Annotated in this window: 25 protein-coding genes and 1 pseudogene; 7 read left to right on the forward strand and 19 right to left on the reverse strand. The window is 38.3% G+C overall.

Features of this window, described 5'->3' with window-relative positions; genetic code table 11:
* Positions 1-11 precede the first annotated feature (11 nt).
* Entirely contained in the window at positions 12-533 is a 522-nt protein-coding gene (locus tag C3F34_RS20525) for an SRPBCC domain-containing protein (protein WP_044739301.1), read from the reverse strand.
* 235 nt (positions 534-768) lie between these two features.
* Here C3F34_RS20525 and C3F34_RS03275 point away from each other — a divergent pair, with 235 nt between their 5' ends.
* Positions 769-1704 carry a tRNA dihydrouridine synthase gene (locus C3F34_RS03275; RefSeq protein WP_026441070.1) on the forward strand — a complete coding sequence of 312 codons (936 nt, stop codon included), beginning with the start codon at positions 769-771 and terminating at the stop codon, positions 1702-1704.
* Positions 1705-1764: 60 nt separating this feature from the next.
* On the opposite strand, the gene C3F34_RS03280 is transcribed toward C3F34_RS03275, so the two are convergent.
* The 15 genes and pseudogenes from C3F34_RS03280 to C3F34_RS03350 form a co-directional block, all read right to left on the reverse strand.
* On the reverse strand, positions 1765-2211 hold the full coding sequence (locus C3F34_RS03280; RefSeq protein ID WP_016165323.1) for a YybH family protein: 447 nt from the start codon (positions 2209-2211) through the stop codon (positions 1765-1767).
* A gap of 331 nt (positions 2212-2542) precedes the next feature.
* Complete coding sequence (locus tag C3F34_RS03285; RefSeq protein ID WP_044739300.1) at positions 2543-2878, reverse strand: YegP family protein; 336 nt, start codon at positions 2876-2878, stop codon at positions 2543-2545.
* Positions 2879-3098: 220 nt separating this feature from the next.
* A complete protein-coding gene (locus tag C3F34_RS03290) occupies positions 3099-3476 on the reverse strand; it encodes a 5-carboxymethyl-2-hydroxymuconate Delta-isomerase (protein WP_044739299.1) in 378 nt (125 codons plus the stop codon).
* 115 nt (positions 3477-3591) lie between these two features.
* Positions 3592-3936, reverse strand: a complete 345-nt coding sequence (locus C3F34_RS03295) for a zinc ribbon domain-containing protein YjdM (protein WP_044739298.1) — start codon at positions 3934-3936, stop codon at positions 3592-3594.
* Between the two features lie 77 nt (positions 3937-4013).
* Positions 4014-4631, reverse strand: a complete 618-nt coding sequence (locus C3F34_RS03300; protein ID WP_104441068.1) for a class I SAM-dependent methyltransferase — start codon at positions 4629-4631, stop codon at positions 4014-4016.
* Positions 4632-4691: 60 nt separating this feature from the next.
* Positions 4692-5054, reverse strand: a complete 363-nt coding sequence (locus C3F34_RS03305; protein ID WP_016165328.1) for a DUF488 domain-containing protein — start codon at positions 5052-5054, stop codon at positions 4692-4694.
* 35 nt (positions 5055-5089) lie between these two features.
* On the reverse strand, positions 5090-5434 hold the full coding sequence (locus C3F34_RS03310; protein ID WP_104441069.1) for a DUF2004 domain-containing protein: 345 nt from the start codon (positions 5432-5434) through the stop codon (positions 5090-5092).
* Between the two features lie 14 nt (positions 5435-5448).
* Positions 5449-5895, reverse strand: coding sequence for an SRPBCC family protein (locus C3F34_RS03315; RefSeq protein ID WP_104441070.1), 447 nt, complete (start codon positions 5893-5895; stop codon positions 5449-5451).
* A 110-nt stretch (positions 5896-6005) separates the two neighbouring features.
* Positions 6006-6374 carry a ribonuclease E inhibitor RraB gene (locus C3F34_RS03320; protein WP_016165331.1) on the reverse strand — a complete coding sequence of 123 codons (369 nt, stop codon included), beginning with the start codon at positions 6372-6374 and terminating at the stop codon, positions 6006-6008.
* A gap of 82 nt (positions 6375-6456) precedes the next feature.
* Complete coding sequence (locus C3F34_RS03325; RefSeq protein WP_044739294.1) at positions 6457-7122, reverse strand: RluA family pseudouridine synthase; 666 nt, start codon at positions 7120-7122, stop codon at positions 6457-6459.
* A 126-nt stretch (positions 7123-7248) separates the two neighbouring features.
* Positions 7249-7947 (reverse strand): DUF1003 domain-containing protein, encoded by a 699-nt coding sequence (locus tag C3F34_RS03330; RefSeq protein ID WP_104441071.1) that lies wholly within the window; start codon positions 7945-7947, stop codon positions 7249-7251.
* 93 nt (positions 7948-8040) lie between these two features.
* Positions 8041-8283 carry a DUF6868 family protein gene (locus C3F34_RS03335; RefSeq protein ID WP_016165334.1) on the reverse strand — a complete coding sequence of 81 codons (243 nt, stop codon included), beginning with the start codon at positions 8281-8283 and terminating at the stop codon, positions 8041-8043.
* Between the two features lie 42 nt (positions 8284-8325).
* Positions 8326-8889, reverse strand: a pseudogene (locus tag C3F34_RS03340) (DUF4256 domain-containing protein).
* Between the two features lie 557 nt (positions 8890-9446).
* The gene (locus C3F34_RS03345) at positions 9447-10334 is read right to left on the reverse strand and encodes a DMT family transporter (RefSeq protein ID WP_044739290.1); all 888 of its coding nucleotides are present in this window, start codon (positions 10332-10334) and stop codon (positions 9447-9449) included.
* 91 nt (positions 10335-10425) lie between these two features.
* Positions 10426-11250, reverse strand: coding sequence for a helix-turn-helix transcriptional regulator (locus C3F34_RS03350; protein WP_104441072.1), 825 nt, complete (start codon positions 11248-11250; stop codon positions 10426-10428).
* Between the two features lie 67 nt (positions 11251-11317).
* On the opposite strand from C3F34_RS03350, the gene C3F34_RS03355 reads away from it, so the two are divergent.
* The 4 genes from C3F34_RS03355 to C3F34_RS03370 all read left to right on the forward strand — a co-directional run bounded on the left by C3F34_RS03355 (position 11318) and on the right by C3F34_RS03370 (position 15981).
* Entirely contained in the window at positions 11318-11725 is a 408-nt protein-coding gene (locus C3F34_RS03355) for a DUF962 domain-containing protein (protein ID WP_104441073.1), read from the forward strand.
* 241 nt (positions 11726-11966) lie between these two features.
* Entirely contained in the window at positions 11967-12692 is a 726-nt protein-coding gene (locus C3F34_RS03360) for a YgfZ/GcvT domain-containing protein (RefSeq protein WP_044739287.1), read from the forward strand.
* A 449-nt stretch (positions 12693-13141) separates the two neighbouring features.
* Positions 13142-14425, forward strand: coding sequence for an OmpP1/FadL family transporter (locus C3F34_RS03365; protein ID WP_044739286.1), 1284 nt, complete (start codon positions 13142-13144; stop codon positions 14423-14425).
* A gap of 335 nt (positions 14426-14760) precedes the next feature.
* Positions 14761-15981 (forward strand): OmpP1/FadL family transporter, encoded by a 1221-nt coding sequence (locus C3F34_RS03370; RefSeq protein WP_016165339.1) that lies wholly within the window; start codon positions 14761-14763, stop codon positions 15979-15981.
* A gap of 57 nt (positions 15982-16038) precedes the next feature.
* Here C3F34_RS03370 and thrH read toward each other — a convergent pair whose 3' ends face one another.
* Positions 16039-16656: a bifunctional phosphoserine phosphatase/homoserine phosphotransferase ThrH gene (gene thrH, locus C3F34_RS03375; RefSeq protein ID WP_016165340.1), complete on the reverse strand. Its 618-nt coding sequence runs from the start codon at positions 16654-16656 to the stop codon at positions 16039-16041.
* A 201-nt stretch (positions 16657-16857) separates the two neighbouring features.
* Here thrH and C3F34_RS03380 point away from each other — a divergent pair, with 201 nt between their 5' ends.
* Together C3F34_RS03380 and C3F34_RS03385 are read left to right on the forward strand one after the other, a co-directional pair.
* The gene (locus tag C3F34_RS03380) at positions 16858-17592 is read left to right on the forward strand and encodes a phosphoadenylyl-sulfate reductase (RefSeq protein WP_016165341.1); all 735 of its coding nucleotides are present in this window, start codon (positions 16858-16860) and stop codon (positions 17590-17592) included.
* 173 nt (positions 17593-17765) lie between these two features.
* Positions 17766-19145: a WS/DGAT/MGAT family O-acyltransferase gene (locus C3F34_RS03385; protein WP_044739285.1), complete on the forward strand. Its 1380-nt coding sequence runs from the start codon at positions 17766-17768 to the stop codon at positions 19143-19145.
* A 59-nt stretch (positions 19146-19204) separates the two neighbouring features.
* Here C3F34_RS03385 and C3F34_RS20390 read toward each other — a convergent pair whose 3' ends face one another.
* Positions 19205-19378 carry a PA1571 family protein gene (locus C3F34_RS20390; protein WP_016165343.1) on the reverse strand — a complete coding sequence of 58 codons (174 nt, stop codon included), beginning with the start codon at positions 19376-19378 and terminating at the stop codon, positions 19205-19207.
* 140 nt (positions 19379-19518) lie between these two features.
* The gene (gene rng / locus C3F34_RS03390; protein WP_104441074.1) at positions 19519-20973 is read right to left on the reverse strand and encodes a ribonuclease G; all 1455 of its coding nucleotides are present in this window, start codon (positions 20971-20973) and stop codon (positions 19519-19521) included.
* Position 20974: the final 1 nt, after the last annotated feature.

Raw genomic sequence — 20974 nt, forward strand, 5'->3', positions numbered from 1 at the left:
GATTCCTTTATCTAGGATATTTTAAAAGTGTCTTTGTTGAATGGATGATCTGCAAGATATTGTTTGAAAAACTCATTCATTCTCTCAAAATTTAATTGCGTAGGTTGAATAATAAAATAATTTAAAATTGGCACAAGTAACCCATTAAAATCTTCTGTCTGAATGAATTGAGTTGTATTTGCATCAATTTTAGTAAAAACAAACTGATGCCGACCATTAAACAATCCATTGATATAGAGTTTACCCTCCCATTCTAGATGATATTGATCAAGTTTTTTTACCTCTGGCTGCATTTGAAATTTCACATTTTTGTTTTCATCATATAAATCGACAATAATTTGTTGACCGATATATGTGGGAAATTGATCGAGACCAAATAAAGTATTCCACTCTGAGTAAGATGAAGTACATGTGAAGAGTTGCCAAACCTGATCTATTGGTTGGTTTATAATGATCTTTGTTTCAATTCTTTTATGTCTAAAGATAAATAGAAAAAACAAAAATAATGCAATGATAGTGAAAACTGTTTCCATAAAATAATGTCTTTATTACTCAAGCAGACAATAATTCTAAGATTGGAGTCTAGTCCAACATCAAGGAAAACTTTAAGCTCATGCTTATAAGCTTTGGCTCTTAACATAAAATCACTGTGACAAAACCTTCATCATCCGCCATCACTAGCGACAACATTTCAAAGCCCCTCGCCTAGACAATTTGCACAAAAAAACGTATAACACCGTTCTTCAAATTTAACTGGTGACTCAAACCGTGAAACTCATCCTTGCACCCATGGAAGGCTTAACTGACCCGATTATGCGTGATGTCTTAACATCCGTCGGCAGCTTCGACTGGTGTGTAACCGAGTTTATTCGTGTCACCAACTCTGTGTTGCCTGATCATATTTTTCATCAGTTTTGCCCTGAGTTACTGAACGATGGGAAAACAGCTTCGGGCACCCCCGTACACGTGCAGTTTTTAGGCAATGATCCTGAAATGCTGGCAGCCAATGCCATTCGTGCTGTTGCACTTGGTGCTCCCGCTATCGATATGAACTTTGGTTGCCCTGCCAAAACTGTCAATCGTCATCGTGGCGGTTCGGTATTGTTAGATGAACCTGAAGTAGTACACGAGTTAGTCAAAGCTGTGCGTAATGCAGTGCCTCCGCATATTCCTGTATCAGCCAAAATGCGCTTGGGCTATATGGACCGTAACTTTATGCTGGAAAATGCCCATGCAATTGAAGATGCGGGCGCAGCTTGGGTAACGGTACATGCCCGTACCAAAGCAGATGGCTATACCCCACCCGCGTTTTGGGATCAGTTACAACCGATTCGTGAAGCGTTGAAAATTAATGTGATTGCCAATGGTGAAATCTGGACCAATGCTGATGCTAAACAATGTCGCTTAGAGTCTGGTTGTGAAGACTTAATGATAGGTCGTGGTGCTGTAACGACTCCCGATTTAACTCAATGCATCCGCCAAAACTCAGATACTGCTTTATTGAGTTGGAATGATTTATTGGCTTTGCAAATTCGTTTTATTAACGGTCCAGCCAAAACTGAAATAGGTATGCTTGGACGTTATAAACAATGGTTAGGCATGATGTCTAAGCATTATCCTGAAGCGAAATTACTTTGGGATGAAGTAAAGCGTATTAAACAATTGCATGAAATTGTAGAAAAATTAGAAGCAACTTTGCTTTAAGTTTCAAATAAAGACCATGAGATACTTTTCGTATCTCATGGCTGTTTCAAGCTAAAATGATTAACTCACTTCGCTAAGTAAAATAGGCAGTCCTGTTTCAAGTTGTATTGGCATAGAAATATGCTGATGCGCCACTTTCCAGACTTGCTCTACTTTCTGAAAACATATGGTGGTGCGACACCAAAACACTTCTAAATTGGGAATTGCATCAATTTGATCGACCTTTGAAAAACAGTGCAATACGGCGAGTTCTGGCTGGGCAATAAGTTTAATGCCTTCACGATATACACGAATGTTTCCAGCTTTCACTGGAAGATAACGCCTCCACAATTGTTTATACGCATCTATACCCGTTAAATGGGTACTTACATCAATTAAACTTACATCTTCGACACAAAGATCAGCTAAAGCTTGTATATCCATGCTTGCTACAGCTTCATCCCATTGTTTCAGCATTAATAAGATGGCATGGGCACTTTGCTCATCACCCGAAATTTCTATGCTCATCGTGTCATTCCTTTACAGTGTATTCACTTATCATCAACATAAGCTCTGATTTTGACTGCATCGCGACTTAAACGTATCTGCAGACAAATTAAAGACATTCAAAGCCATTTTGTCTTTTATACACAGTCTTAGAAGGTGCACTCCCTACAGCCTTCATAAACTTTAAACATGTGATTTTCATCACACTATAAAAACTATAGCGAAAATAATTCAGAGAATAAAGCGGTAATTTTAACGGGTTTCCAACCCCTTATTTCCTCATCGCTTTTAGCAAATTCAATCCAATAAAAAAGCATGCCGATGGACATGCTTAATCAAAATAAATTTGGCATTACACCGTTAAATCTTTAATGGTGATAGATGAGCCATTATTTTTGACTGACTCAATTCCCTTATCGCGTGATTGTTCTGAAGAGTAAAATTGACTGGTACCAATCACCTGATGATTGGCAGCTTTTAAATTAAAATACGGCTTACCATTACTGGCGGTTAAACGATCATAACGGCTGTCATCCGCACTATTTTTATGAACAGATTCTATTCCCACATGCGCCGAGGCTTTTGCTTTGTAAAGCTCACTCGTTAAAATTACTTCCCCATTACCCGCTTTAAGCACAAAGCGATATTGCCCATCTTTTGCTTGACTCAGCTCAAACCATCCAGACATATTTTTATTCCTCTTGTTGTTTTCACTTTACTTATTGTTGCTTAAAACTATTTAAGTTCTAAGAAATATAAATGACTTTTAGACAACAAAAAAGAGCATTTTTAATCAAACATTCACTCAGCAGGAACCATTGTGATTCCTGCCGCCCTAAAACCATGCAATTTTTAGGTTATGGTCATCAATTTTTGCTTAAGTAACCATATAAAAATACAAGATGGCATCACGTCGCTGATGTAGGTACAACCACCGTTTTACCGTAAAAAGCGCTTTCCATTTCAAGAACTTCCACACATAGTTGTACCGTCAAATGCGTTTGCTTAGGTAGCAACTGCTGTAATGCTAAAAGTAATTGATTGGAAATTTCTGTTTTTGCAGCTATATCTCGCCCTGAAAGCAAAGAAACTCTGACATGTACATAGGCCTGATTCGACTCACCTAAACCAATCAAATAATCACTTTGACAAATTGCTCGGCTTTTAATGTCTGTAGCAACTTGTACATGGCCTGTCGCAAACAGTGCTTGGTTTAGACCTAATAAAATCGGCTGGGAATGAAAGTCTTTTAAATTGTCAGAATATTCCAAATGAATATGCGGCATCTGAGTGCAACCCAAACAGTGAAAACTGGGTTATACCATGTTTTCATACCTCACTGATGCAAGAAAAAGGATGAGATCATCCTCAATCTATGCATAGTGAGATAAAACACTTCAATTAAACTTTTTTCACATATTCCGATTTCAGTTTGATTGCTCCAATCCCATCAACTTTGCAATCAATATCATGTCCATCGCTGGCTTCAGGCAATAAACGAATGTTCTTGACCTTGGTTCCAACTTTAACCACCGAAGATGAGCCTTTAATTTTTAAATCTTTAATTACAGTTACAGTATCGCCATCAACCAATAAGTTACCGTTAGCGTCCTTAATTTGAGCAACCTCTTCTGCTTGGTTCAACTCACCTTCTTTCCATTCGTGCGAGCATTCTGGGCAAATCAATAAGTCGCCATCTTGATAGGTATATTCTGATTGGCATTTTGGGCAGTTTGGTAAAGACATAAAAAACTCAAAAAATAAAACTTAGTGTACTGTAAAATTGCGAATAACCCTAAATTTCATATGGGTATTTCTGCAAATTATTGCTTTTGAAACATAACGTAATTAAATTTCTGAACTTGTCCATTTGGTGTGATATGCATATTTTGTACACTCGTAACTAAGCGGAAATCGGGTTCAGCAAATTGTTGCTGTAATTGTGCAACGCTATAACGTTGAACCTCTAATCCACTGCATTTTAAAGGACCATCTTCAGCAAAAGTAGCCATAATCACGTACCCTAAGGGTTGTACAGCTGTTTTCACTTGCTGTATATAACGCTTTTGCGCTTGAGGTTGGGTCAAAAAATGAAATACCGCACGATCATGCCAAACTTGATAGCTTTCTGGTTCAAATTCCACGCTTAAAAGGTCGGCTACCTTCCAATCAATCAAGTGAGCGCGATCACCTAAACGCTGTTGGCTCTGCCGCAATGCCATATTCGATATATCTAGTACCGTTAAATGACGATAGCCTAAATCGAGTAATTCATCCGCAAGTATCGATGCGCCAGCGCCAATATCAATTATTGCTGCATCAGGTTCCAATTTCAAAGATTGAATCAGTTGTATCGATTGACTTGCATGTAACTGAAACCAACTGACTTGCGTCACGGCTTTATCTGTATAAACCCGGTTCCAATGAGTTTCTGTTGACATGTCTTATTTCCAACAATAATTCATATAGATAAATTATATTATATTAAAATATATTTTATTTTAAGTGTTTTCATCTTCAGGGAATTCTAAATAGTGCTTCAAGACCAGAGCATGATTTTGGGTTGCATTCTTTGCCGCAGTAATCAAGCTAATATTATGGTGTTGGACTAAACGTCGTAATTCTGCGAGTGTTTCAGGATGTTGCCTCAATTCAAGCAAATATTTTGCTCGAAACTCCTCCCAACCAATTAAATCTTGATGATAAGACTGCCTTAAAACAGTGGACGGCGTAATCTCTTTTGGCCATAAATCAATCTTGGCATCTTGTTTTTTAATACCTCTTGGCCATAGACGATCCACTAAAATTCTTAATCCATCATCTATAGTTACAGGGCTATAGGCACGCTTTATTTGAATCTGCATTAATTTCCTTAACGATGAGAAAACAAACAACTCATTTAACTTTCCATACTAATATCTTCGACATTTCCATCTTCATCAAATGACACACATAGCACATAGTCAGTCACATTCTCTGGCAGACTAAAGTCAATCGAATCATCATTTTCTTCAACCGAATGAAAGTCTAAAAAGCGCTGTGTCGATAATAAATCAATCACCTGCTTCGCTTCAGGGCGTGTGAGCCCAGTATGATGCTGCCAATACTGCGGAGAGATTTCTTGCAGATGATGCTCCACATACAAGCGTACTTGATTATCTAACCCAACATCTTGCAGATAGCTTTGCCAAATCGCATTCCGAGCTTTCTGTTCTCTTTCCTTAAAATTATTAAATGTTTGCATAATATCCTTACCATTTATCCATCAGGTATTTCAGGTGTAATCAGGAGTGCCAGCAATTGTAAAGACTCTTGCCAGCCCAAATAACATGCTTCTACAGGAATTACATCAGGTATGCCTGATTGGGTGATTTGAATTTCAGTACCGACAGAGACTGCTTTAAATTGAACTTTGACTTCAATTAAATCGGGCATGTTTGGATCTTCGAATTGATCAACATAGCGTAACAGCTCATTCGGAACTACTTCGTGATATGTTCCACCAAAACCAATACGTGTACCAGTAGAAAAGTTAGTGAAATACATACGATATTTGCCTTCAGGTTTAACTTCAAGCAAATCTACATGTGCCGTAAAACCGTGAGGAGCCATCCATTTGACTAAGGCATCTGCTGTGGTAAATGCGCGATAAACACGCTCTGGTGGCGCATTAAACACGCGATGTAATTGAACCGTATTCGACATGAGACACCTATATTTTTATTCTTTGGTTTCAAATAGTGTACGGTAAGTCGAGGTGGCTTATGTATAACTTAAGTATGAATTATACAGCAACCACCTCCTTTGGCCTCTCGCTACTCGTCATCATAATCATAGAGATAGCTCAGGCAGCCCCAACCGTCGTATTCACCTTGGAACATTTCGGCAATTTTAACAAACCACTCTTCTAAATCTTGAACATCCTGATATTCAGGAATCATATTCACATGAACATTCAACACCCATAAATCACTGCCATCATTTTTAACTTCTTCTTGAAACAGCGAAATCTTTTGTTCTTCATGCAATAAATGCAAAGCACATTTTTCTGCCTGATCTTGTGTTGTAAAAACAATAGAGAATTCAATTTCGTGTAGATCTGTTAGATCATTGCCATCTTCATACATTTGCCACAGTACATTACCGTTATCGTCATCTGGAAATAATTCATAGTTGCGGCTCATGGTTATATCCCTGCTTTTTGTTTATTAATTAAACATAATTTAGCATGATTTTATGACAGTTTAAGCCCCAAAAGAGACATTTTTAAAAAGCAGGTAAACTCTGAATGTCGACAGGCTCGCCACTGAATGGCTGTATAAACCTCAAGTGACTGGCATGTAATGCCATGCGCTTTAAAGGACTTTGAAAAGGTTCAGGATGATAGAGTTTATCCCCTGTAATTGGATGTCCAATATATTGCATATGCACACGTAATTGATGTGAGCGCCCTGTAATCGGGGTCAACAATACACGGCTAATATCCTGTGTTGAATCATAATGCATCAGCTCAAATAAGGTTTTGGCAGCTTTACCCAATTCAAAATGCACAATCTGACGTGGACGATTTTCCCAATCCGTAATTAAAGGAACGTCTACACTTCCCGATTGCTGAATATGACCCTGTACCAATGCTTGATAATGTTTGGTCACCGTTCGTGCTTGAAACATTTTGCTGACCGCGACTTCGGCATCACGATGCTTGGCAAACATCAAAATTCCCGAGGTCGCCATATCCAAACGATGGGTAATTTTCGCATCAGGAAATTGCGCTAAAACGCGATAATAAGCACTATCATGATGTTCAGGTAAACGTCCAGGCACCGATAGCAAACCCGCAGGTTTATTAATAATCACCAAGTCTGCATCTTCATACACAATGCGCAAAGGCTCTTGTGGTGGTGTATAAACAAAGTGGTCATTTAAAGGCATGATTGGACTGGTGTACGAATAAAGCGGGCAAAATATCAAGCCAACAGGATGCTGTCAATTTTTCTGCTTTTTGTCATTTCATTTATCCAAAAGTGATACTTTTTCCATTAAAAAATCGACAAATATTTAGCGATGCTTATTCATTTCTGTCAGCAAATCTAACTGAATTTCTTGAATTTGTGTCAGCCTTTCCCATTGATGTAACAGCAAATGATCCATTTTTTCATGCAGGTGTCGAATTTCTAATTCCGCTTTGAGATTAATCTGGTAATCATGCTGCGAACGTAAACGGTCTTTGGCCTCCTGTCTATTTTGACTCATCATAATAATCGGGGCCTGTATGGCCGCCAAACATGACAAAACCAAATTTAGTAAAATAAAAGGATACGGGTCAACTGGATGTACCCATAACACCACTGTATTTAAAACAATCCAAAGCACTAAAAACATGCCAAAACAAATCAGGAACGTCCAACTCCCACCAAAACTGGCAATTTTATCTGCTAATTTCTCGCCCAATGTCCAGTTTTGATCAAACTCAGTTTCAATGTTTTTAGTGATGAGTTCATGCCGTTGCATGCTGCTAATCACTTCACGCTCTAAATCAGTCAGCTCACCTTTTTCAGATTTCAACAACGAATGTACATATTGGATACGATAATGGGTCAAATCAGGTCGACAAATAAAACTGTCTGACGACCAGTCAGGATAATCTTTTTTGATCTCATCGCTAATCACATCACGAATAATATGCCCAGAGACCAATGCTTTATAAGGAAATGACTTTTTGCACACTGCACACGTTTGATTTTGTCTATCTGTCATCTTTTTTAATTCGTTTTCTCTTTTGACTCCATCATAACAATTTTCTATGCAAATGAAGCAACTACAACTCCTGTAATAACAAGAATGTTCAATTTAATCTAGAAAAGATAAAATAATAAATGGAACCAAATTAAACACCATAATTAGAATTTTATAGACTGCCATCGCAGCATAATGAATTGCATCAAAAGTCTGTTCATTAAGATTAAACCAACGACCATGTAAACTTTTCATCCATGTTCGGGCATTGATAAAAACCAAAAACCAAATCAATAAAATGAGATAATTGAGGACTAAAGACCAACCCAACACTTGCCGTAATAATTCCATATCCATGTTTATCACTCCTATACTCAGCTTCAATCACAATGTAATAAGCTAAAGCTTTAGCCCAACACGAAAACCTCTCGCAGCATAATAAGATTCAGCCCCGTTATGATAAGTAAACACCTGACCATAGCGGCGGTCACAAAACAATGCTCCGCCCAAAGACCGAATAGCCTCAGGTGTATTCACCCAACTTTATGTTTTTTGGTCAAAATTCCCCAATTTTTGTAGTTCACGATATTGCTGTTCTGTCAGGAGTAATGTGCCCATCACCTCTGCCAAACGCAGCGCACTGTCTTGTGGCGGATTCTGCTTTCGAGCAGCCAAGGCTTCTGCGTCATAACATAAACTACGACGACCTATGGGGCTTTCCTCCGCACAATCAACAAAATAATATTCATCGCTGTTTTGTTCAAATTGAATAAGATCAGGCTCGCCCCCTGTTTGCTCCATCCAGTGCAAACTTTGAATTTTTTTAGGTTGTGCTTGAAGTTTGGATAACACTTCACTCCATTTGAGATGGGGATGCCTTAAAACATGCTGCTCGAAACGTTGTTGTAAACGGGTAAAAAGTTGCTGATCATCCAATGGCTGATCTAAGTTGTGATAGCTCATCTCTGCTCTTCTTTTTATGACATTATTTTTCAGAACCTGCTCTTATCATGTTACTGAACGAGATAAAAAACATCGTCTTAATTTGTAAATGATGTAAACAAGTAAAGGGAATATAAATAAGAGGTTAAAATATTATTAAAATTATATTGTTATTCGATTTTATTCTAAAAAATTTTTAGGGTGTCAAGGGAAAACATCAGTGGTTTACTTCAACAACCATGACTTTGTAAATCATAACCTTGTGCCTATAAACTTTTGGTTTATAGCGTCCTAAGCCGAATCGAGACCTTTTGGGTAAGTACTACACTCACGTTGTACGCAACTGGTAGCAATCTACTCTTTCCGATCCCCATCACACCCTTGAGATATAGTGTAGGCAGATTCAACTGGGATTGTTTTCCTAAAATCTAGATTTTTTTATTTTTTTTAAATATATTTCCCATAATAATAGGAATATAGAGAATTAATTTCCATTTAATAAATTTTAATCAACTTTTAATTTCACTTTTATGTATATTTTGCGTTTTTTTACCAAGCCAACTCCAATAAATCTAAAATTATGCCCAAATCACCATAATGGCTGCCAAAATGACTAAAAAAAGTCCCAAATGATCGGAACGAGCTAATTTTTCTTTAAAGAAATATGCAGAAATCAATAAACTAAATAGAATTTCAATTTGCCCTAAGGTTTTCACTAAAGCCACGGTCTGCATACTCATGGCACTAAACCAACCTAAAGATGCCAAGAAACTACATAAACTAACTTTAAAAGTCAGTCCGACGCGCTGCCCCATGTGGTACAAGGTTTTTCTGCTAAATAAACCAAGGTACAACAATAAAATTACACATTGAAAGCTAATTAAAATACATAACACCCACGCCGCACGGTGCAAAAATGGCAGCATTGCAAGTTCTAAACTGGCTTCACGAACCAATAAAGAGGTAATCGCAAAACACAATCCACTACCTAATCCAATCACTAAAGTTTTGAAAGAGAGTTTGGTCTGATTACTCCCTTTACTCAGAAAGAATACGGCGATTGCTCCAATCAATACACCAAACCATCCCCAAACCGTTAAGTGTTCTTGTAAAAACATCACGCCAATTAAAGCTGCCAAAATGGCTTCGCTTTTTGCCAAACCAATCCCAATCGCATAATTTTTTTGTTGAAATAATTTCACCATTAATGCAGTTGCATAGATCTGACTCACACCTGCAATCACAATATATAGCCAAAAATGTGTCGAAAAACTCACAACCGCTGTGGTAGGTTGTTGGTGATATAAAATTGCAAGGTAACTTAAGGCAAAGATTGGAGAAAAGAGAAAACGCGCTAAGGTAGTTCCATACACATCAACTGTGCTACTGAGTTGCTTTTGAAAAGCATTACGCCACGCCTGCATAAATGCAGCCATAATTGTGAATAATACCCAAGCAATTGCCATAGCTTTAACTTCATCTTTAACTCGGTGGTTAATTTACTCGCTTCAAATTCACTTTTCGAGCTTTAGTTTCCATTTACTCAACTGATGTATGTTACCTCTGGGGCAATGCGAAAGTATCACTAATAAAAACTGTATTGGCTTTCAGAATGGATGGGGCAAAATCGACCATACGACGTAAGGTTCGCGTGTAATGCGACTGATCAGAAAAGCCTGCTTCGAAAGCAACATCAATTAAACTATGCCCTTCAATCCATAATTGAAGGGCATAGCGCACTTTTAACCATAATATGTATTGCCGCATGGAACCACCCAATTGAGCACTAAATAAATGCATCAAACGTGACTCAGACAAACCAACCTGAGTCGCAACATTTGCGACCGTTGGTATGCTATGTGGAACTTGCTGCTTGATATATTCACAAGCTTTTAAAATACGGACATCCCACGGTAAATGAACAGGCTCTTGGGCAGATAAAACTTTTAAAATACGCAACAATAATTGCTTTACTTGTGCAATATTTAAAGTCCCAGCTATCAATTTTACCAACTCGCACCTAAGTGGCTGCAAACAACTTGCAGGCAATGAGCACATCGACCTCCCCTGTAATAGCGCATGTACATAGCCGTAAAGTTCATGATCTGGATCAATTAAAACTGCAAGAAAAGGTTGGTTTTCAGAATCTGTGCTATGACTGACATTCGGCGCCATACAAACAATGTCATGATAACTGCGAGGCTGATGATCTAAGGTCACTGCAAATTGCGCCCCTAAACCAATTTGCAATAATGCAGGGAAATGCGCATGTGATTTATTTAAGTGTTCTTGTGTGACATATAGAACAACGCCATCCCACGCATATAACCAGCTTTTTTCTGGTTTCGCTACTGAGCCAGATTCCTTCTGCTGAAATAGCATAATCGTTCAAGACCCGATGTCGTTTTTTGTTGAAAATGACTCCAGTAAACACTAAAGGAGTAGTTACATGTTACAGAATACCCAAGAAATGATTAAAAACAATACTCAGGAACTGATTAAAAATACTGTCCCTGCACTAACGGATAAACAAGAGATTCAAATTGTTGGAAGTGATGGTCGTATTAAAACGCTTAAAGAGTTCTATCCATTTTATCTTTCACAACATGCAGAGCCGATTTGCCGACGTTTACATTTTGTAGGTACAACTTCCGTAATTGGCATTACTGCAACCGCAGCCATGAAAAAAAATCCCAAATTACTATGGGCATTACCTGTGGTGGGTTATGGTTTTGCTTGGGTCGGTCACTTCTTTTTTGAACACAATAAACCAGCGACATTTAAACAGCCATTTTTTAGCCTAATTTGTGACTTTAAAATGTATAAAGACATTTTAGTTGGCAAAGTCGACTGGTAAAAACTAAATTTGATCTGACTTATTTAAGGGTCTAATAAGTCAGATCAACTCTCACATTATCTTTAAAACTAGCAACTCTGCGCGATTATCCAATCATTGCTCCCCCTTATTCACAAAATACCAAGAAATTTTCAATTTCTTGCTTTTGATTTTTTCCTTTAAAGCAGATGTGCAATTTCAAGCAAAATAGTGGAAAATCAAATGAATTAATTCTTCTATAAATTGTCGAAGTGAGCATTTCATGAGTACTCTTGCATTTACGGCTTTCACCCTTAATGGCGTAGACGCGCAAAAATTTCTACAAGGTCAAGTCACCGTTCACGTAGAACGTCTAATTGAAAACCAAACTCGCTATACCGCAATTTGTGATCTTAAAGGTCGAATTCATTTTGGCTTATGGCTGAAAAAAATAAATAATGAAAGTTTTGAAATTGTGACTACACTCGATCAAAGTGAAGAGTTTGCCAAACATATTCGAAAATTTGGTGCGTTCTCGAAAATGAAACTCGAACCTGTCGGCATCGTATTTCCAACAGTTGTTGATATTCATACGGAGTTTTCAACCTCAGAAACGGATATTCAAACTTGGCAATTACAAGCGATTGAAACTGGACAAGCTTGGATTTGCCAAGCCACCGAACACCAGTTCCAACCCCAAGAATTACGTTTACATCAACGTGAAGGGGTTCACTACGATAAAGGGTGTTACCTTGGTCAAGAAATAGTGGCACGCCTATGGTTTAAAGCAAAACCAAAACATTGGTTGCACTTGGTTCAAGGACAGGGCGAAGCACCCCCCCCTGCAACTCAACTCAACAAAGATGCAGAAGTGGTCAACAGCATCTCGATACCTGAGGGCTATAAAGCCTTAGTCGTTGCAAAACCAACTGCAATTACTGAATTAAGCTTACACATCTTAGACTTACCAGAATCATTGAATGGTGATGTTGCAAGACCAGTTCATTAATACTGTTTAAATGTTTTTTCTAGATCGTATATGAATCATCTATACGATCTTTTTCAAATTTATAAAATGATATATAAAATAAATGCTTATAAAAATTTAGCATCTTGGCTCATTTACAAGTATTCAAAAAAAATAATTATACAATACCTAGTTTTGGTTATTTTTTACTCAATTGCATTTTATTCAAAAACGAAACAGTTATCCAATTAAATATTTATATCTCAACAACTTAAATTAAAGTGATTGATAAAATATAGATTTTTTACTCTATTTTGACGTTTTTTTGAACTAATCAGTTCTACTAGAGCATTTACTCTTATTTTAATTGTGTTATTTTTGTCACATGGAGTAACAATATGATTTTGGTCGGACCTACCAAAAATTCCACAATTAACAAAAGCATGATTCAACATGCATAAAAATCGTGTACCTCAAGGGAAGATGAAAGAATGAAATTAAAAGCGCTAACTACCGCAATGATTCTCACAGCATTACCAACGGCTGGAGCATTTGCTGCGGCACTTGACCGTTCAGGACAATCAATTTCTGCCTTCTTACAACCAGGCAACTATTTTGAAGCAGGCCTTTCTGCACTTGATCCAAACGTTTCAGGAAAGGTTCGTTCTGGATACACACCAAGTCCAGCAGTACCAGCCAATGTTGTTGGATTACAAAATACAAGTCTAGGAGACATGGGAGATGATTATTATTTCCCAAATGCCGCACTAAAATTACAAGTAACTGATCATTTTTCTTTTGGTTTAATTTACGACCAACCATTTGGAGCTGATGCAACTTATTCTCTATCAGATACTGGCTCTGCTGCCTTAGGAGGTGTGGGCTTATTTCATAATGGCAAAGAGTCAACTAATGTTGAAGTTAAAACCCAAAACATTGCTATGATCGTGGGCTTCCAACCGAATGAAAACTTTAATATTTATGGTGGTGGTGTTTACCAAACAATTAAAGGGCATGTAAAACTTCGTGGTTTAGCATATGGCGGAGCTGCAGGATTCGGAGGATATAATGCTGATATTAGTGAAGACAGTGCGACAGGATGGTTAGCTGGTTTTGCCTACCAAATTCCTGAAATTGCCTTGAAAGCATCTGTTACCTACCGTTCTGAAGTTGAACATAGTGTCGGAATAGAAGAATCTTCTATTGGTACAGGAACTCTTTCAGCTATTATGAACAATCCTGCATTAGCGGGTGTAAGTGCTACCGGTGATACAGATGTTACTACACCGCAATCTGTTAACCTTGATTTCCAAACTGGAGTTATGGCAAATACTGTAGCTTTTGCGAATGTGCGTTGGGTAAATTGGAAAGACTTCGCAATCCGCCCTTATGCATTTGGTGTGGCAGCAGGAAAAACTCCAGGTTATCCAAATGGATTTGACTTAGTTGCTTACAGTGATGATCAATGGTCTGCGAATGTCGGTGTAGGTCGTAAACTGAATGAACAATGGGCAGGTAATGTATCTGTAGGTTGGGATTCTGGTGCTGGTAATCCTGTAACAACACTAGGTCCAACAGAAGGTTATTGGAACCTTGGCCTAGGTGTTCAATACAGCCCTACTCCTGCAACATTCATTGCTGGTGGTGTGAAATACTTCTGGTTAGGTGATGCTAAAGCACAAACTGGCGCACAATTTGGTACATCAAATTATGTAGCAGACTTTTCTGACAATGATGCACTTGCATATGGTTTAAAAATCGGCTACCGCTTCTAATTCGTACAAGACTCAAAGGACCATCCTTCTGGATGGTCTTTTTTTGGCAAAAAGTATCATTTCTTAAATCACAATATCTACTAAATTTAGCCAAGTGTTTCTAAATTAAACATTTAATTTTTCACTTAAATGATTCTACAATTAAACTAATTACTCTATTTTTTTATATATAAATCATTAATATACACACGTATCATTAGTATTTTTACTCTATTCAAGTACTTTTTGTGTATGAGCTAGTTCAATTAATAAACGGCATAGTGCATTTACTCTTTTTTTATTTGTGTTACCTTCCCTTAACTTTTAGTTACAAAGCGATATCAGGGAAAATATCCATGAAGCTTACAGCTCTTAAAAAAGCAATTTTACTCTGTCTTATTCCTACTACTTCTACATTTGCAGCGGGCCTTGATCGCTCTGGTCAATCTATTGCAGCTTTCCTACAACCAGGAAACTACTTTGAAGCAGGTATTTCTATACTTGATCCAGATGTTTCAGGCAAAGACAAAGACAATAAAAATACGGGTGACATGGCTGGTGACTATTACTTCCCTCATGCAGCTTTGAAAATCCAAGCAACTGATCATTTCTCTGTTGGTTTGATCTACGACCAACCCTATGGCGCAGATGCCGAATATTCTGGGAATAGTGGTTTTGTAGAAAATCGTCCTGTTCCCTTTAAAGGTGGTACATCTGTTGTTGTTGATACTCAAAACTTAAATTTATTAGTAGGTTATCAACCGAATGAAAACTGGAACCTGTATGCTGGGGCAGTGTATCAAACGGTAGATGGAACAGTCTTGCTTCGTGGTACAACCTATAGTGTTCTTAATGGTTATGATTTTAGAACGGGTGAAGATGAATCTGTAGGCTGGTTAGCAGGTGTTGCATATCAAATTCCTGAAATTGCATTGAAAGCATCAGTAACCTATCGCGCTGAAATTAAACATAAAATGAATGCTTATGAGCATTTTGGGCTTGCGGGTTTAACTGGTAATGCAAAACTTGATGGTGTCATGACCGCATTAAATGCCTCAAGTGGTGAAACAGAATTAACCACCCCTCAATCTGTCAATGTCGATTTCCAAACAGGCATCATGACCAATACTGTGGCATTTGCCAATGTACGTTGGGTAGACTGGTCAAACTTCAAAGTTCAACCATATAACTTTGGAAAACTGTCTCAAGTCTTAGGGCAAGCTGGACTTGTAGCTAATAAACCAAATGGCTTTAATTTGATTGACTATAAAGATGATCAAATTTCGGCAACTGTTGGTTTGGGACGTAAATTTAGTGATCGTTGGGGTGCCAATGTATCCGTAGGCTGGGACTCTGGTGCAGGAAACCCTGTGACTACACTTGGCCCAACTGAAGGCTTTTGGAGTGTTGGAACAGGTGTACGTTTCTCTCCAGCAGAAAACTACTTCATTGGTGCGGGCGTAAAATATTACTGGTTAGGTGATGCAGATGCCGTAACAGGTGCTCATTCTGCAGCAGGAACATTCACTGACAACAATGCCATCGCATATGGTTTGAATTTAGGCTACAAATTCTAATCTTTGCAATAAAAAAGACGGACTTTAAGTCCGTCTTTTTTATTTAATTTTATAGAATTAAGCAGGAATATCACGTACAGATGCCTTACGAATGGCTTCTTTTAACGCATCATAACCGTTGATTGCTGGGAATTGTGGAAACTCAGCAATCACATTTTCTGGCGCATCAAACAAGAAACCATGATCTGCTTCGCCTAGCATTGTGGTGTCATTATATGAATCACCTGCCGCAATCACACGGAAGTTCAAACCATGAAGTGCTTTAACTGCCTGACGCTTCTGGTCAGGTTGACGTAATTTATAAGCAGAAATCATCCCCTGCTCATCTGTTTCTAACTTATGACAGAAAATAGTTGGCCAACCCAATTGTTTCATCAACGGATGTGCAAACTCATAGAAAGTGTCTGAAAGAATAATAAGCTGGAAATGCGTACTCACCCATTCTACAAATTCTTTTGCACCTGGAAATGGTCCCATTTCCGCAATGACTTCTTGAATATCATCCAAGCCTAAATTATGTTGCTTTAAAAGATCTAAACGTTGTGTCATTAACACATCGTAATCAGGAATATCACGTGTTGTCGCTTCTAGCGCTTTAATTCCAGTTTTTTTCGCAAAGTTAATCCAAATTTCTGGAACTAACACACCCTCTAAATCAAGACATACAACTTCCATGAATGCTCCCAACTGTCTATGAAAAAAATTTGGACTATAATAGCATCAACTTATGATTCAGTAATTGCTGTTTTTTAAATCTATTTTTTTCATAAGCATTTATTTTTTAATGCTAAGTAGAAATATTCAATTCAATTAGAATATTTTCAAAATCTTTTAATATAGGTTTTGAAGTCTCCAAGCCTATAGCCAGGAACTCTAATGACTACTATCCCTACTATCGATCATATTGATGCGCTTGCATCTGAATATGCTGATAAATCTCCAAGTGAAATTTTAGAACTCGCACTGAATCAAGAAGGTGAAATTGCCATTTCTTTTTCTGGCGCTGAAGATGTTGTACTGATTGATATGGCAGCCAATCTGGGTAAACCATTCCGTGTTTTTAGTTTAGACACGGGCCGTTTGCACCCAGAAACCTATCAATTTATTGAAACGGTGCGGAAACATTACAATATTAAGATCGAAATTTGTTTCCCAGAATCTGAAGCAGTTCAAGCGCTCGTCAATGAAAAAGGGTTATTCAGTTTTTATCAAGATGACCATAAAGAATGCTGTGGTATTCGTAAGGTACAACCTTTACGCAAAAAACTGGCGACTTTGGATGGTTGGATTACAGGTCAGCGTAAAGACCAAAGCCCAGGGACACGCACTGAAATTCCAGTCATTCAATCTGATGTTGGTTTTTCTGGCCCTGGCAAACAGTTAATTAAATACAATCCTTTAGCGAACTGGTCTAGTGCAGAAGTATGGAGCTATATCCGTATGATGGAAGTTCCATATAATCCGCTACATGAGCGTGGTTTTATTTCAATTGGCTGTGAACCGTGTACGCGACCTGTATTACCTAATCAGCATGAGCGTGAAGGCCGTTGGTGGTGGGAAGAAGCCACACACAAAGAATGCGGATTACATGCTGGCAATTTAGCAAAATAATTTTGTCAAGCCAAAGCCACTGAACTATTCAGTGGCTTTTTTTCAGATTGATGGACACATAAAGCCGTAACTTTTCTAGGTAAAAGGCGCTATACTCAAATCAAGTTTTATAATTCTAACAATGTGACTCAGAAAGGAGTCACCATAGAAATTGCAGTGAGGCAATCGACACTATGCGCCCATTACACCCTATTGATTTTATCTTTTTAACATTAGAAAAACGGCAGCAACCTATGCACGTTGGGGGATTATTTCTTTTTCAAATTCCTGAACATGCACCTGAAACTTTTCTACAAGATTTGGTTGCAGATATTCGCAGCTCGAAATCCATTCCTGTTCCACCATTTAACAATAAATTGAATGGCCTATTATGGGATGAAGATGAAGAATTCGATCTTGATCATCATTTTCGTCATATTGCCTTACCTCATCCCGGACGTATTCGAGAATTACTGACTTATATCTCTCAAGAGCATAGTGCACTGATTGATCGAGCCAAGCCTTTATGGACGTGTTACATTATTGAAGGAATCGAAGGCAATCGTTTTGCCATGTATTTTAAAATTCATCATGCTATGGTGGATGGTATTGCGGGCATGCGTCTGGTCGAAAAATCACTTTCGCATGACCCACACGCTAAAAGCATTGTGCCACCATGGTGTGTCGAAGGTCCTCGTGCCAAACGTTTAAAAGAAGCAAAAGTCAGCCGTATGAAAAAAATCATTACGGGGTTGAAACAACAAGTAGAAGCAACGCCTATCGTGATGCGTGAACTTTCCCAAACAGTCATGAAAGATATGGGGCGTAATCCAGACTATGTCTCTAGCTTCCAAGCGCCAAGCAGCATTTTAAATCAACGTGTTAGCTCATCACGTCGCTTTGCTGCCCAATCTTTTGAGTTTGATCGTCTACGTCATATTGCATCAGCTTTAAACGTCACGATTAATGATGTGGTGTTGGCGATTTGCTCTGGTGCATTACGTGAATATTTACTGAGTCAAAATGCTCTACCAAAGAAACCTTTGGTTGCCATGGTTCCTGCTTCCATTCGTGATGATGATTCAGAAGTATCAAATCGAATTACCATGATTTTGGCGAATTTAGGTACGCATAAAGAAGATCCTTTAGAACGTTTGCAGATTATTCGTCGTAGTGTTCTGAATGCAAAAGAACGTTTTAAACGCATGAACTCTAACCAGATCATGAACTACAGTGCATTTGTTTATGGTGCAGCAGGCTTGAATATTGCCTCTGGTTTAATGCCGAAACGTCAGGCATTCAATTTGGTTATTTCTAATGTGCCTGGTCCACGTGAACCTTTATATTGGAATGGCGCGAAACTCGATGCACTTTATCCAGCATCAATTGTTCTAGATGGTCAAGCACTCAATATTACCATGACCAGCTATTTAGATAAGCTTGAGGTTGGACTCACGGCGTGCCGTGTCGCATTACCGAAAATGCAAAACTTATTAACGCACTTGGAAGAAGAAATTCAACGATTTGAAAGTATTGTTGGGGTTAAAAGCCCAAAGTTGAAGGCGGTGAGTTAACCGCAGAAACTAATGACAAAAATTAAGTAGAATAAATTAAGGGGCTTCACAAGAGCCCCTTAAGCTTTAATACTGCGACACTGTTTCAGTAGCTGATGACAGACCGAACGAACCATGGCCGTTGTAATTTGAGTTTCTTTGCCTTGTTCGTCTACGATATAACCCGTATGTACGTTTTTATTATCTAGCACGTGCTTGATACCTTGTTTGATAATTTTTTCACTCATGCCCATTTCACACCTCTTCTTGCTAAGACCAAATTCCCCAAAAATGAAAATTTAGTTTGGCTACTTGGTATGAGTAGTATTGAAAAAACTAGCTCGAAAGTAAAATTTCAGTTGTAACAAGTGTTTAACGACATCCTGTTACAATTTTAGCTTAGAATGATATCGTATTGCTCTTGCGTATATAAATTTTCCACCTGAAATTTAATCACACGATTAATAAAATGCTCTAAATCCGCCACAGCTGGTGCTTCTGCGGTTAACAAGCGATCAATTACAGAAGGATGTGCGACAACAGTAAAGCCACTCTGAGATTCAAAAGCTCGGGTATATCGTAAGATTTCTCGAAAGATTTCGTAACATACCGTCTCTGCTGTTTTAACATAACCACGTCCCTGACAAGTCGGACAAGATTCACATAACAAGTGTTCTAGCGACTCTCGAGTACGCTTACGCGTCATTTCGACCAGACCTAACTCCGAAACCTGCGTAATTTTAGTCTTGGCATGGTCACGTTCCAACATACGCTCGAACTGATTCATCACTTCTTCACGATGCTGAGCTTCCTGCATGTCAATAAAGTCAATAATGATAATGCCACCTAAGTTACGTAAGCGTAATTGGCGTGCGATGACCTGTGTTGCCTCCATATTGGTTTTAAACACAGTATCTTCTAGTGTTCTGCCACCCACATACGAGCCCGTATTAACATCAATTGTGGTCATGGCCTCGGTTTGGTCAATCATTAAATAACCACCCGACTTTAAGGCAACACGAGTTTGCAGTGCTTTCTGAATGTCTTCTTCAACATTATATAAGTCAAAAATCGGACGTTCACCAGGATAATGGATCAGACGATTCTGCATATTCGGCACAAACTCAGCCACAAACTCCTGCAATTTGGCATGAATTTCACGTGAGTCAACCGAAATTTTTACCGTATTTTCATTCGCTAAATCACGAATAATACGTTGTGGTAAGGGTAATTCTTCAAAAATAAGAGAAGGTACCGCAATAATTTTTTGTTTACGTTGGATGTATTCCCACAGCTTTGCTAAATACGCCATATCCTGCGCAATTGAAGCTTCATCAATCCCTTCGGCAGCAGTACGTACAATGACTGAACCGGGTAATTCGTGTTGGGCCTGAATTTTCTCAATAATAGAACGTAAACGCTCGCGTTCTTCTTCTGATTCAATTCTTTGTGATACACCAATATGATTGCCAAAAGGCATGAGTACCAAATAACGCGAAGGAATAGAAAGATCCGTACTTAAACGCGCACCTTTGGTTCCCAACATATCTTTCATGACCTGAACTGTCAGAATTTGCCCAGGCTGTAATAATTCAAAAACATTGGGAATCAGCTGATTACGTGGCCAAACCATATCATTGATGTGTAAAAAAGCAGTGCGGGACAGACCAATATCGACAAAAGCGGCCTGCATCCCTGGCAAAACGCGAACGACTTTGCCTTTATAAATATTTCCTACCAAACCCCGTTTTACAGTACGTTCAACATATAACTCGTTGACTGTACCATTTTGAATTAACGCCACACGACACTCCATCGGTGTGACATTAATCAGTAACTCGTCAGACATA

Origin of the sequence: Acinetobacter sp. ACNIH2 (assembly GCF_002934965.1) — a bacterium.
GTDB classification, from domain to species: Bacteria; Pseudomonadota; Gammaproteobacteria; order Pseudomonadales; family Moraxellaceae; genus Acinetobacter; species Acinetobacter tandoii.

Coding starts and splice junctions, on each gene's coding strand:
- C3F34_RS03370 (WP_016165339.1), top strand. CDS start 14,761: ATGAAGCTTACAGCTCTTAAAAAAGCAATTTTACTCTGTCTTATTCCT.
- C3F34_RS03300 (WP_104441068.1), bottom strand. CDS start 4,631: ATGTCAACAGAAACTCATTGGAACCGGGTTTATACAGATAAAGCCGTG.
- C3F34_RS20390 (WP_016165343.1), bottom strand. CDS start 19,378: ATGGGCATGAGTGAAAAAATTATCAAACAAGGTATCAAGCACGTGCTA.
- C3F34_RS03355 (WP_104441073.1), top strand. CDS start 11,318: ATGTTACAGAATACCCAAGAAATGATTAAAAACAATACTCAGGAACTG.
- C3F34_RS03330 (WP_104441071.1), bottom strand. CDS start 7,947: ATGACAGATAGACAAAATCAAACGTGTGCAGTGTGCAAAAAGTCATTT.
- C3F34_RS03335 (WP_016165334.1), bottom strand. CDS start 8,283: ATGGATATGGAATTATTACGGCAAGTGTTGGGTTGGTCTTTAGTCCTC.
- C3F34_RS03285 (WP_044739300.1), bottom strand. CDS start 2,878: ATGTCTGGATGGTTTGAGCTGAGTCAAGCAAAAGATGGGCAATATCGC.
- C3F34_RS03380 (WP_016165341.1), top strand. CDS start 16,858: ATGACTACTATCCCTACTATCGATCATATTGATGCGCTTGCATCTGAA.
- C3F34_RS03305 (WP_016165328.1), bottom strand. CDS start 5,054: ATGCAGATTCAAATAAAGCGTGCCTATAGCCCTGTAACTATAGATGAT.
- C3F34_RS03280 (WP_016165323.1), bottom strand. CDS start 2,211: ATGAGCATAGAAATTTCGGGTGATGAGCAAAGTGCCCATGCCATCTTA.
- C3F34_RS03365 (WP_044739286.1), top strand. CDS start 13,142: ATGAAATTAAAAGCGCTAACTACCGCAATGATTCTCACAGCATTACCA.
- C3F34_RS03385 (WP_044739285.1), top strand. CDS start 17,766: ATGCGCCCATTACACCCTATTGATTTTATCTTTTTAACATTAGAAAAA.
- C3F34_RS03360 (WP_044739287.1), top strand. CDS start 11,967: ATGAGTACTCTTGCATTTACGGCTTTCACCCTTAATGGCGTAGACGCG.
- C3F34_RS03315 (WP_104441070.1), bottom strand. CDS start 5,895: ATGTCGAATACGGTTCAATTACATCGCGTGTTTAATGCGCCACCAGAG.
- C3F34_RS20525 (WP_044739301.1), bottom strand. CDS start 533: ATGGAAACAGTTTTCACTATCATTGCATTATTTTTGTTTTTTCTATTT.
- rng (WP_104441074.1), bottom strand. CDS start 20,973: ATGTCTGACGAGTTACTGATTAATGTCACACCGATGGAGTGTCGTGTG.
- C3F34_RS03350 (WP_104441072.1), bottom strand. CDS start 11,250: ATGCTATTTCAGCAGAAGGAATCTGGCTCAGTAGCGAAACCAGAAAAA.
- C3F34_RS03310 (WP_104441069.1), bottom strand. CDS start 5,434: ATGCAAACATTTAATAATTTTAAGGAAAGAGAACAGAAAGCTCGGAAT.
- thrH (WP_016165340.1), bottom strand. CDS start 16,656: ATGGAAGTTGTATGTCTTGATTTAGAGGGTGTGTTAGTTCCAGAAATT.
- C3F34_RS03320 (WP_016165331.1), bottom strand. CDS start 6,374: ATGAGCCGCAACTATGAATTATTTCCAGATGACGATAACGGTAATGTA.
- C3F34_RS03345 (WP_044739290.1), bottom strand. CDS start 10,334: ATGGCAATTGCTTGGGTATTATTCACAATTATGGCTGCATTTATGCAG.
- C3F34_RS03290 (WP_044739299.1), bottom strand. CDS start 3,476: ATGCCGCATATTCATTTGGAATATTCTGACAATTTAAAAGACTTTCAT.
- C3F34_RS03325 (WP_044739294.1), bottom strand. CDS start 7,122: ATGCCTTTAAATGACCACTTTGTTTATACACCACCACAAGAGCCTTTG.
- C3F34_RS03295 (WP_044739298.1), bottom strand. CDS start 3,936: ATGTCTTTACCAAACTGCCCAAAATGCCAATCAGAATATACCTATCAA.